The 12,422-nt window shown below is 46.0% G+C and carries 10 protein-coding genes; all 10 read right to left on the minus strand.

The annotated features are described in order from the left end of the window. Complete coding sequence (gene murC, locus HGH90_RS13135; RefSeq protein ID WP_168761871.1) at positions 1 to 1,362, minus strand: UDP-N-acetylmuramate--L-alanine ligase; 1,362 nt, start codon at positions 1,360 to 1,362, stop codon at positions 1 to 3. 18 nt (positions 1,363 to 1,380) lie between these two features. After that, positions 1,381 to 2,472: an undecaprenyldiphospho-muramoylpentapeptide beta-N-acetylglucosaminyltransferase gene (murG, locus tag HGH90_RS13140; RefSeq protein ID WP_168761872.1), complete on the minus strand. Its 1,092-nt coding sequence runs from the start codon at positions 2,470 to 2,472 to the stop codon at positions 1,381 to 1,383. A gap of 40 nt (positions 2,473 to 2,512) precedes the next feature. Next, positions 2,513 to 3,709 carry an FtsW/RodA/SpoVE family cell cycle protein gene (locus tag HGH90_RS13145; RefSeq protein ID WP_168761873.1) on the minus strand — a complete coding sequence of 399 codons (1,197 nt, stop codon included), beginning with the start codon at positions 3,707 to 3,709 and terminating at the stop codon, positions 2,513 to 2,515. 16 nt (positions 3,710 to 3,725) lie between these two features. After that, positions 3,726 to 5,066, minus strand: a complete 1,341-nt coding sequence (gene murD, locus HGH90_RS13150; protein WP_168761874.1) for a UDP-N-acetylmuramoyl-L-alanine--D-glutamate ligase — start codon at positions 5,064 to 5,066, stop codon at positions 3,726 to 3,728. 33 nt (positions 5,067 to 5,099) lie between these two features. Further along, complete coding sequence (gene mraY / locus HGH90_RS13155) at positions 5,100 to 6,359, minus strand: phospho-N-acetylmuramoyl-pentapeptide-transferase (RefSeq protein ID WP_168761875.1); 1,260 nt, start codon at positions 6,357 to 6,359, stop codon at positions 5,100 to 5,102. Between the two features lie 87 nt (positions 6,360 to 6,446). After that, positions 6,447 to 7,913, minus strand: coding sequence for a UDP-N-acetylmuramoyl-L-alanyl-D-glutamate--2,6-diaminopimelate ligase (locus HGH90_RS13160; protein WP_169191289.1), 1,467 nt, complete (start codon positions 7,911 to 7,913; stop codon positions 6,447 to 6,449). Further along, a complete protein-coding gene (locus HGH90_RS13165) occupies positions 7,914 to 10,019 on the minus strand; it encodes a penicillin-binding protein (RefSeq protein ID WP_169191290.1) in 2,106 nt (701 codons plus the stop codon). It abuts the gene before it with no gap. 215 nt (positions 10,020 to 10,234) lie between these two features. After that, positions 10,235 to 10,621, minus strand: coding sequence for an FtsL-like putative cell division protein (locus HGH90_RS13170; RefSeq protein ID WP_168761878.1), 387 nt, complete (start codon positions 10,619 to 10,621; stop codon positions 10,235 to 10,237). A gap of 102 nt (positions 10,622 to 10,723) precedes the next feature. Next, the gene (gene rsmH, locus HGH90_RS13175) at positions 10,724 to 11,635 is read right to left on the minus strand and encodes a 16S rRNA (cytosine(1402)-N(4))-methyltransferase RsmH (protein WP_168742915.1); all 912 of its coding nucleotides are present in this window, start codon (positions 11,633 to 11,635) and stop codon (positions 10,724 to 10,726) included. 12 nt (positions 11,636 to 11,647) lie between these two features. Next, on the minus strand, positions 11,648 to 12,115 hold the full coding sequence (gene mraZ, locus HGH90_RS13180) for a division/cell wall cluster transcriptional repressor MraZ (RefSeq protein WP_145664618.1): 468 nt from the start codon (positions 12,113 to 12,115) through the stop codon (positions 11,648 to 11,650). Positions 12,116 to 12,422: the final 307 nt, after the last annotated feature.

Here is a 12,422-nt window from a genome sequence, read left to right on the forward strand (position 1 = left end):
TTATGTGGTACTGTTTTTTAGTATCCGGGCAATCGGTTCTTTTAACTGATCTATATCTCCGGCGCCGGCAGTGATTAATAGCGGGGATGGGTGCTTTTCCACATATTCCGCTACCGACTCTTTCGGCAATATCTTTACGGGTACTGTTATTTTCGATGCAATCATTTCGCTGGTCACCCCTTCAATAGGCAGTTCACGTGCCGGGTAGATGGGAAGTAGTATTACTTCATCTGCCAGGGAAAGACTTTCAGCGAAACCATCTGCCAGGTCACGGGTACGGGTAAATAAATGCGGTTGGAAAATAACGGTACATTTTTTACCCGGGAATAATGCTTTGGCGCTGGAAATCAATGCCCGCAGCTCTTCCGGATGGTGTGCATAATCATCGATATACACTTGCTCCGCTGTTTTTACCACATATTCAAACCTGCGTTTGATGCCTTTGAAGCTGGCCATAGCAGCCCGGATTTTACCGGCATCTATGCCCAGCAGGTGTGCTACAGTAATGGCGGCTACTGCGTTTTCCACATTATGCATGCCTCCAATGTGCAGCGAAATATTGTCAATCATCCAATCGCTCTGCATCACATCAAACTCATATCCGCCATTGTGCATGCGGATATTAGCGGCGTAAGCATTGGCTACATCGTTTTGTAAACTGTACAACAACTTGTTGGTAGCGTTGAGCTCATTATTCCGATGCAGGCCGAACCTAGCAATCAGCGTGCCATTGGGCTTAATATTGTGTGTATACTGGATAAATGCATCTTCCATAGCTGCCGGAGTACCGTAAATATCCAGGTGATCTGCATCCATGGCAGTCAATACGGCGATGTCCGGACTTAATTTCAGGAAAGAGCGGTCATACTCATCTGCTTCAATAACGGCTACCTGCTTGCTGCTACTCCAGAAATTTTTATCATAGTTTACGCTGATACCGCCCAAAAATGCATTACAACCGTAGCCGCTGTCAGTAAGCAGGTGAGCAATCATGGTAGAAACGGTGGTTTTACCGTGGGTACCTGCTACGGTAATGGCAAACAGGGAGCGGGTAATTTCCTGCAATACATCGCTACGTTTCACTACTTCATAACCATGTTCACGAAACCATTGTAGTTCAGTATGTGCAGCCGGAATAGCCGGTGTATATACTACCAGGTTGGCCTGTTTATCCGCCAGGTTGATATCGTCTGTATAATGGATTTGCATACCTTCTGCTTCCAGTTGCCTGGTAAGCGCCGTTGCAGTACGGTCATAACCGCTTACCTGCACGCCTTTTTCGTTAAAAAAGCGGGCAATGGCGCTCATGCCAATACCACCGATACCGATGAAATAAACCCTTTGTATGTTGTTCAAATCCATATATACTGCTAAATCTCTCTAAATAATTTCTAATACTTGTTTCGCAATCACCATATCTGCATTAGGATTTCCCAGTTTGCCGATATTGTTTTCCAGTTGCTCCATCAGTGCTCTGTTTTGCAGTAAACTGAATAATATACTTTCCAGTTGACTGGTTACATCGCTGTCCTTAATGATTAGCCCGGCATGTTTGTTAACCAGGTTCATGGCATTGGATGTTTGATGGTCTTCCGCTGCAAAGGGATAGGGCACGAAGATCACGGGTTTCTTCACTACACATAATTCTGCAATGGCCAATGCCCCTGCTCTTGATAGTACTACATCTGCTGCTTTATAGGCAAAGTCCATTACGTTGATGAAATCATATACTTTGATATGTGATCCATACGGTGCTGCCGCTGCTTTGGCAGTTTCATAATAAGGCTTCCCTGTTTGCCAGATGAGCTGTATATCTTTATCTGCAATGGTTTTCAGCAAAGGTTGTAATCCTTCATTAATGGATTTAGCCCCCAAGCTGCCACCTACTGCAAAGATGGTTTGTTTCAAAGGACTCAGGCCGAAATGCTGCAAGGCATCTTCCCGGGTTACGGCCGACTGGGAGATGTTGTTTCTTACCGGGTTGCCGGTGAGGACCAGTTTTTCTGCCGGGAAAAATTTATCCATACCATCGTATGCTACACAAATTTTCCTGGCTTTTTTGCCCAATATTTTGTTGGTTTTTCCGGCAAAGGAATTTTGTTCCTGGATCAGGGTGGGAATACCATCTTTCTGTGCCCTGTTGAGCATGGGGAAGCTGGCGTATCCACCCACGCCTACCACTACATCCGGCTGAAAGTTGCGGAGGATGGCTTTTGCACGGCGCAGGCTTTTCCATATTTTAAAAGGAAGTAGTATGTTTTTGAAGATATTACTGCGATTGAGCCCCGCGATTTCCAATCCTTCGATCGGATAACCTGCCTGCGGCACTTTTTCCATTTCCATTTTTCCGGCAGCACCTACAAATAAAATGTTGGTATCTGGTTGAATTTTTTTCAACGCATTCGCGATCGCTATCGCGGGGAAGATATGTCCCCCTGTACCGCCGCCTGCTATGATCACTTTGCGTTGCATGTGTTTTATTACTTACGATTGATATTGTTATAAATACGTATTAAGCTACCGCAGCGTTTTCTGCATTCGCCATAACTTTTTCCAAACGTTCTTTTTCTGCCTGTTTCCCTTCCATTTCTTCCACGTTCCTGGATACACTGAGGATAATACCGATGGCCATGCTGGTAAATAAAACCGAGGATCCCCCCATACTTACCAGCGGAAGGGTAACCCCTGTAACTGGGAAAAGGTGTACGTTTACCGCCATATTGGTCAACGCCTGTATCACCAGTGTTACACTGAGTCCTACTGCCAGGAATGCACCAAAGGCATACGGACATCTTTTATAGATCCTGATACTTCTCAACAGCAGTATCATGTAAGCTGCCAGGATCAGGAAGGCGCCAGCCATGCCATATTCTTCGATGATCGTTGCATAGATATAGTCAGAATAGGCATGTGGTAAAAAGTTACGCTGGGTACTATTACCTGGACCTTTACCTAAAATGCCTCCACCTGCAATGGCGATGTTGGCCTGTTGTACCTGGTAAGGAGCTTCTGTATGATCGCCATGTAAGAAGTTATCGATACGTTTTTCCCATGTTTTAGTACGCATTTCCACGCCGGTTACCTTTGCTATTCCAAAAAGCAATACGATGCCTATTGCTCCTGCCGCCACCATAGAGGCGAGGAATCTTACCGGGACCCGGCCGATGAAACAGAGCAACATACAGCTGGCGCCGAGTAAGAGCGCTGTACTCATATTGGCCGGCATAATCAGTGCGCAGATGATAGCCACCGGTGTAATGATGGGCAAAAAGCCTTTCTTAAAATCATTGATCAGGTTCTGACGCCTGGATAGCTGCCTGCTTACATACATGAAGATGGCTAGTTTTGCCACATCCGATGTTTGGAAGGTTAGGTTAATGATCGGTAAGCTGATCCATCTGCTGGCATCATTGAGGTGCCGCCCGAAGGCCAGTGTATAGATCAGCAGGGGGATGGAGATCAGGAAGCCTATCTGTGCCACGCGGGAATAAACGGTATAATTTACCCGGTGCGCAAAATAGATGATAGCCAATCCCATCACCAATACGATCAGTTGTTTCAGCAGATAATACTCAGTGTGGCCGCCTCTTTCGCGGTAGGCGAGCGATCCGGTAGCGCTATATACGGCCAACAGGCTCACCAGCGATAGAAAAATTACTATCGTCCAGATTACCTTATCGCCTTTTGTTCTATAGAGCGCTCCTGCCATTTTTCACTTTTATATATTATAATCCTTTTACCTCTTCTTTAAATTTCCGGCCTCTGTCTTCGTAATTCTTAAACAGGTCGAAGCTGGCGCAGGCGGGAGATAGTAATACGATATCTCCTTTAGCTGCCTGGTTAAAAGCTTCCCGGACGGCATCGTGCATGCTGGTAGTGTTGATCATTACCGGTGTATCGTTAGATAACGCCGCAAAGATGGGGGTATTGTCTACGCCCATACAGATGATGGCCTTTACTTTTTCTTTCACCAGGTCACGGATGGCGTCATAATCGTTGCCTTTATCTACACCGCCCATAATGAGCACGATGGGTTTGTCAAAGCTTTCCAGTGCAAACCATACAGAGTTAACATTGGTTGCTTTGCTATCGTTAATAAAATCTACTCCTCTCACGGTGGCTACATATTCCATGCGATGTTCGAGGCTTTCAAATGACGTGAGGCTCTCACGGATTTTTTCGTTCCTTATATCCATGGTTCTGCCTGCAATTGCTGCTGCCATTGAATTATATAGATTATGTTTTCCCTTTAGTGACAGGTCATACATAGACATGATAACCGGATCTCCGTTGACATCAACGTGCAACTGGTCGTTGGCAATAAAGCCGCCTTCTTTCAGTGGTTTCATGATGGTAAAAGGTATTGATGCTGAATAAATGGGTTGCTGCGCTAAATGTCGCATGATCTCAGGATCGTCCATGCAGTAGATGAAGTAGTCTTCCGCTGTTTGGTTCATGGCAATTCTGAATTTGGAGGCTACGTAATTTTCCATTTTGTAGTCGTAGCGATCCAGGTGATCAGGCGTAATGTTCAACAGAATGGCCACATTGGGTTTGAAGTCCTTAATGTCATCCAGCTGGAAGCTGCTGATTTCAATCACATAATACTCCGCGGGTGCGGTTGCCACCTGCCTGGCATAGCTGATACCAATGTTACCTACCATAGCCACATCCAGTCCTGCGTTTTTAAAGATGTGGTAGGTGAGGGCTGTAGTGGTGCTCTTGCCGTTGCTACCAGTGATGGCAATAATCTTTTTACCTGTCGAGAAACGGTAGGCCAGCTCTATTTCAGAGATAACAGGTATGCCTTTCTCGCGTACCTTTTTCATCAGTTCCGATTTTTCAGGAATACCAGGACTTTTCACGATTTCATTTGCGTCCAGTATAATATCCCAGGAATGATGTCCTTCTTCAAAAGAGATCTGGTTTACCGCCAGTTCCTGTTTATAGTTATCTTTTATAGTGCCGCCGTCAGAAACAAATACCTCATACCCCTGCTGTTTTCCCAGCAAGGCTGCACCTATTCCGCTTTCACCAGCTCCTAATATGACGAGTTTGTACTTCATTTCGTTTATACTGCGTTGTTAGTCGTTTAAAAATTATCTCATTTTCAATGTTGCAATTGCTACTACCACACACATAATGGTAACGATCCAGAAGCGAACAGAAATTTTACTTTCATGATACCCTATTTTCTGGTAGTGGTGGTGGAGAGGCGACATCTTCAGGATGCGTCTGCCTTCACCATACTTTTTCTTGGTGTATTTGAAATAGGACACCTGCATCATTACCGACAGGGATTCTACCAGGAATACGCCACAGAAGATGGGTACCAGTAATTCCTTTCTTACAATAATAGCGAGGGAGGCAATGATACCACCCAATGCCAGGCTACCGGTATCACCCATAAACACCTGTGCCGGGTAAGCGTTGTACCAGAGAAATCCTACGCATCCGCCTACGAAAGCTGCAATGAATATGGATAACTCACCCAGGTTAGGGATATACATGATATTCAGGTATTCAGCAAACTGTATGTTACCGGATACATAGGCGAAGATTCCCAATCCCACACCAATAATACCTGAAACGCCTGTTGCCAGCCCATCTAGCCCATCTGTCAGATTAGCGCCGTTGGAAACAGCGGTAATAATGATGATCACACTCAGAATGTAGATGACGAACGTATATTTTTCTCCTCCCGGAATCCAGGAAATTAATTTGGCGTAATTGAACTCATGATTTTTTACGAAAGGAATGGTGGTAATAGGTGTTTTAACATCTACAAACCTTTGTCCTTCGCGTGTTACACGTTCCGGGTGATTGGTGATTTGTCTTTCATAAGGAGCCAGTTTGCGGGCGCCTACTACTTCACGGGATACTACCACATCGTTATTGAAATACAGGGTACAGCCTACAATCAGTCCCAGGCCTATTTGTCCCATGACCTTAAATTTACCGGCGAGCCCCTCTTTATTCTTTTTAAATACTTTGATATAATCATCCAGGAAACCAATCAATCCCAGCCAAATGGTAGAGAGCAGGATGAGCCAGATATATACATTGGCGATCTGTGCAAACAATAAAGTAGGTATTACGATGGCGGAAAGGATGATCAATCCACCCATGGTTGGTGTTCCTTTTTTCGTGTTTTCGCCCTGGAGGCCTAATTCACGGATAGTTTCACCAATTTGTTTTCTCTGTAAAAACTTAATAATCCTTTTACCAAACAGCAAAGAAATCACAAGCGACAGCAGTAAAGCCATCGTTACACGGAAGGTGATATACTGGAACATACCACCACCAATGATGCTGATCTTAAATTCTGTTTTCAGGTAATTTAAAAAATAATATAACATATGTTTTAGTCGTAACCCGTCCGCAACCTAGGCAGACAGGCTTTTAAGTCATTGGATTATTAAGTATTATTCGTTCTTCTTCAAAAATTATTTGTCCATCAGCTTCATCATCTCCACCAGCACTTCTTTATCATCGAAGTGATGTTTCACGCCTTTGATTTCCTGGTATTTTTCGTGTCCTTTACCTGCCACCAGGATAATATCTTCTCGGTTGGCGAGGGAAAGTGCCGTTTTAATGGCTTCTTTCCGGTCGGTAATGGAGAGTACTTTCTTCTTCAGGTGCACGGGTATTCCTGTTTCCATTTCGTGGATAATCGCTGCCGGGTCTTCCGAGCGGGGATTATCGGAGGTAAGGATTACCTTATCGCTGCTTTCCACAGCCACTTCTCCCATAATAGGACGTTTGGTGGTATCCCGGTCACCACCGCAGCCTACTACGGTGATGACCTGTTCATTGCCTTTGCGTAGGTTTTTGATAGTCGCCAGTACATTTTTCAGTGCATCCGGCGTATGTGCATAGTCTACGATGGCAATGATCTGTTCCTTATCAGAAATGATATAATCGAACCGGCCTTCAGCGCCGGGCGTGTCGCTAAGGGCCTGCAGTACTTTTGCTTTGTCAATGCCCAGTAATACAGCGGCGCCATATACCGCCAGCAGGTTATAGGCATTAAACTCACCGATGAGGCGGAAATGTACTTCCGTATCTCCTACCAGCATTACCAGGCCGGTGAGGTTATTTTCCAGGATTTTACCTTTGAAATCTGCCAGGGTACGCAGGCTGTAGGTAGCTTTCCTGGCTTTGGTATTCTGTAGCATTACCATGCCTCTTTTATCGTCCAGGTTGGTGAGGGCAAAAGCGCCTACCGGGAGATGATCGAAGAATGATTTTTTTACCCGGATATACTCCTCGAAAGTTTTGTGGTAATCGAGGTGGTCGTGGGTGATGTTACTGAAGATACCGCCGGCGAATTTCAGTCCTGCGATGCGTTGCTGGTGTATGGCATGGGAGCTTACTTCCATAAACACATACAAGCACCCGTCTTCCACCATTTTTGCGAGCAATGCGTTGAGATTGATCGGATCGGGGGTGGTATGGGTAGCTGGTATAACGGTGTCGCCTATCTGGTTTTGCACCGTAGACAATAGCCCGCAATGATAGCCTAGTTTAGTAAACAGGCGGAAGAGGAGCGTAGCGATGGTAGTTTTACCATTGGTACCTGTTACGCCCACCAGTTGTATTTTATGAGATGGATTATCATAAAAATTGCCTGCCATCATGCCGCTGCTGGTAGCGCTGTTGGCTACCTGTACATAGCATATATTTTCGGCCAGTTGTTCCGGTAATGTTTCACAGATAATGGCCGCGGCGCCCTGGGCAATTGCTTTTTCTATGTACCCGTGTCCATCCACGTGTACTCCCTTCACCGCAATGAAAGCATCGCCGGAGCCGATGGCCCTGGAGTCGATGGCGAGCGAGTTGATGGTAATATCGGTATTACCATGCACCGCCTGGATGCTTACATTGTACAATATGTCGCGCAGCGTTTTCATTTAGCTCAGTTCTATGACGATCGTTTGTTCGTTTCCAATTTTAGTTCCGCCGGGGAGTGATTGCGTTTTCACTTTGCCGGCGCCTTTCACCACTACGCGAAGTCCTGCATTTTCGAGCAGGTACAGTGCGTCTTTGAGTCCCATTCCTGTAACATCCGGTACAGCGCCTTTCAGTTGCGTTACCTGCTGGAAGGCAATTTTCCGGTCCGTTACTTTAGCGCTTACCCAGCTGTTATTAGCCGGGGTGCTGCTGAGGGGGAGTTGCAGGGTACCGAGAATTTCTTTCCATTCGCTGCCTCTTCCGTTTTTCAGTGCCAGCAGGGTATCCAATTGCATGGTAGCCTGCATGGGTTTTTGTCTTTCAACGGCGATGGCATACAGTTTATCTGCCACTTCCCTAAACACGGGACCCGCAACGTTTGCTCCGTAAAAGCGCAAAGCGTGCGGTTTATTTTTAATTACTACCACACAGGTATACTGTGGGTCCTTTGCTGGAAAATAGCCGGCAAAGGACGACTGGTAGATTTTGTCTGCATATCCATGGCTGCCATTGGCCACGAGTGCGGTGCCTGTTTTGCCGGCGAAGTCGTAATAGGGGGTACGCAATTTTTTTGCGGTACCATCTATAGGAACGCCTTCGAGCATGGCCTGTACCTGTTTAAGCGTGTTTTGAGAACAGATGCTATCCAGCAGTACAGTAGGCTCAAATTGTTTAGCTACCTGGCCATACTCCTGTATAGAGTTGACGAGGTAGGGTTTCATCATTTTACCGTTGTTAGCAACTGCATTGTACAGCATGCAGGTTTGCAACGGGCTGATGAGCACTTCATATCCGAATGCCATCCAGGGTAGGGAGGTGTTGCTCCAGCTTTTGGAAGCGGTGGATTTTACCACTGGTCTCCCTTCGCCTACGAGGTCTATACCGGTACTTTGATCAAGCCGCAGTTTCCTGAGGTGGGCGACAAAGTTATTAGGTTGACGGTTATAGAATTGGTAGGCCAGTTTAGCCATTCCCACATTGGAGCTCAGTTCGAATGCGTGTTTCACGGTTACGTTCTGGGGGCCGGGATGAGGTTCCGAGTCGTACACGGTTCTGCGTCCCACCTGCCAGTGTCCACCATCCATGTTGACCATGGTGTTCATGGTCGCGAATTTATCTTCCAGCACAGCGATAACGGTAGCCAGTTTAAAAGTGGAACCGGGTTCCGCTACCTGCAGTGCATAGTTCATATCTTCCCAGTAGTTGCCATCGGGTTGCCGGCCCAGGTTGGCAATGGCTTTGATTTTGCCGGTTTTCACTTCCATGAGGATGCAGGTGCCGTGTTCGGCTTCATTGCTTACCATCATGTTCATGAGGGCTGTTTCCACGATATCCTGCATATTCACGTCGATGGTGGTAACTACATCGCGGCCGTTTTCCGGTTCAATGTCATATCCATCAACGGGTACATAGGTACCACCTGCGATGCGGCGCATCAGTCTTTTACCGGTTACCCCTTTCAGGTAATCGTTGTAGGTTCTTTCCAGTCCTACGCTCTGTGAGTTTTCGCGGGCCAGTCCGATGGTTCTGTTGGCGAGCAATTTAAAGGGGTTGATGCGCTTACTTTTGGATTCTGCGATCATGCCGCCTTTATTTTTGCCGAGGCGAAACATCGGGAAGGTGCGTAGCTCCTGGTATTGGTTAAAGGGCACATCTCTTTTCAGCAGAAAATAGCGGTCCTTTGATTTGTATCCTTCCTGCAGCATGGTTCTATAGGCTGCTTTGCTGCGGTCGCCGAAGGTATTTGCCAGGCGATCGGCGAGTGAGTCGAGGTTTTCCTTGAACACTTTGCCATTTTTATCGCGGAGGCCATCGGCGGCGAAGTCGATACGGATATCGAAGTACGGGATGGAGGTCGACAGCATTCTGCCTTCTTCTGAGTAGATGGTACCTCTTTCTGCGTCGAGTGCTACGTAGCCGGTGTGCAGACTATCGGCCATATTGCGCCAATATTGGCCCTGAACATTCTGGATGTAGAATACCTTTACCAGTATGGCCACGCCAAACAGCGCCATACCTATAAGGCACAGATACACTCTCCACAATATGTCCTTTTTTACATCCACGTATTTGTTTTAGCGATTAGCTTTTTACTGTTGGCTTTTAGCATGAATGCCCTCAGCGTTGGGCTAAGGGCTATCGTTAAGAGCAGACAGCTTATTAAGAAGATACCTGACACTGGCTGCATTTGTATTTGAGATGCTTGCCATTGATTTGATTTACCAGCATCCCCGACCTGATTGATGGGTCAGGCGGGCAGCGTCAGGCATCAGTATTAAAATCATTTTTCTGATTCCTTTTTCAGCACGATCTTTTGTGGAGGGGAGCTGAGTTGTTTAAGTCCCAGCGGCTCTACAGATTTGCTGACTTCACTCATCTTGCTTCGAAACATGAGCTCACTTTTCACATTGATATACTCCCACTTGAGCTCTTTTATTTCTTTGCCCAGTTTGTTTATGCGTCTTATTTTTTTTTCTGCGAGGTGACTGTTAGCGATGTAGATGAGGGCCAAACAGGCCAGGAAACCGATGAAGGGCATGTTTTGCACCAACGCTCGGTAGTTGATGCGCAAACGCCATTCTTTTTTTTGTTCATCCGGCGGGGTCGTGATGTTAACTTCCTCCGGAGCTTCCTGGATTGTCTCGATAGTTTCTACTTCCTGCAACACGCGCTATGTCTTTTTAAAAATTGACAATATAAACCTGAACGCAAATCAAACAGATGTGTACTAGGATAGGGTAGGATAATAAAGGCGGTTTTTCAATCCGCGTCATGTTGTTTTTTCGGCTACCCGCAGTTTTGCACTTCTGGATCTTCCATTGGCTTTCAACTCTGCATCGCTGGCGGTAACCGGTTTTTTTGTGATTAATTTGAACAATTTAGGGGGTGTTTCTTTCGCAAACGGATCTTCGGGTACTTCATCAAAACGGCCAGTCTTCATAAAATTTTTCACCATCCTGTCTTCCAGCGAGTGGAAAGTAATGATGGCCAGTCTGCCTCCCGGTTTCAGTACGTTGGTAGCTTGCTCCAGTAAATCTTTCAGTGCGCCCAGTTCATCGTTAACGGCAATACGCAGTGCCTGGAAGACTTGTGCCAGGTATTTTTGCGGGTTGCCTTTTACGATGGGCTGGATAACGGATTTGAATTCCGCGATAGTGCGCATGGGGTGTGTTTTGCGTTGTTTGACAATTGTTTGTGCCAGGGTTTTGGCGTTGGTCACTTCTCCATATTCCTGGAAAATCAGTTGTAACCTTGCTTCTCCCCATGTGGCCAGCAATTGGGCGGCGGTAAATTCCGTTCTCTGATCCATCCGCATATCCAGGTCGCCATCGAAGCGAATACTGAATCCTCTTTCTGCTGTATCAAACTGGTGCGATGATACGCCCAGATCTGCCAGTACCCCATCTACCTGTTCAGCTTTGTGCAATTTCAGAAAGCGTTGCAGATGACGGAAATTTTGTTGTACAAAAGTTACGCGATCGTCTATAATCCTGTTGCGGTAAGCATCTTCATCCTGATCAAACACTATCAGTCGTCCGTTTTTGCCCAGTTTTTCCAATATGGCTCTTGAATGTCCTCCGCCTCCAAACGTTGCATCCACATATATCCCTTCCGGGTTAATCTGTAACAGCTCCGTCGTCTCCTGCAGCAGAACGGGTAAATGATATTGTTGTTCGCCCATATGCTCCCCTCTTTAAATTGAAATGTTGTTATCTCCTCCTCCCATTACCTGTTGTGCCAGATCACTGAACGCTCCTGGTGAGAAATTTTCAAAGAACTCCTGGTATTTAGCTTTATCCCAGATCTCGATTTTATTGGTTGCTGCTGCCAGCACAATATCTTTTTCCAGATTGGCGTAAGACAGCAGGTTTTTTGGTACCAGCAGTCTTCCTGCACTGTCTAACTCCAGAATGGTGGCCCCGTTTAGAAAGTACCGCCTGAATTCCCTTACTTTTGGGTCAAAGTCGTTCAACTTGCTGATACGTTCGAAAATAGGCTGCCATTCGTTCATGGGATACAGGGACAAGCATTTTTCAAACCCTCGGTTAATCACAAACTGTCCTCCGGCCCCGTCTGATAACTGCTTTTTAAATCCAGCAGGTAACAGAAAGCGTCCTTTTGCGTCCAGCGTCGATTCATATTCACCGAGAAATCCTGTCATACCATGGGGCAAAGTCCTTGAAAATCCATTTTCTAACACAAAATAACACTTTTTCCCACTTTTTAACGAAAAAATACTTTATAAATTTTTTCCACAGGTAGTCCGGCGGCTATAGTAGCCCTTTCGACCTCATTTTGCACCTGTTAATGTGTGTTTTTTCATAATACATGTTGATAACATGTTTGTAAGTGTGATTTAAATGTGCATATCGTGTTAGTTACCTATCCTGCGGGACACAGGAGAAAAACAAGAAAGTGGGAAAATATAAAAATAACAGCGACCGCTGCCGAGGTGAAAAACAGCGGTT

The organism is Chitinophaga sp. Ak27, from assembly GCF_012726295.1.
Lineage (GTDB): Bacteria > Bacteroidota > Bacteroidia > Chitinophagales > Chitinophagaceae > Chitinophaga.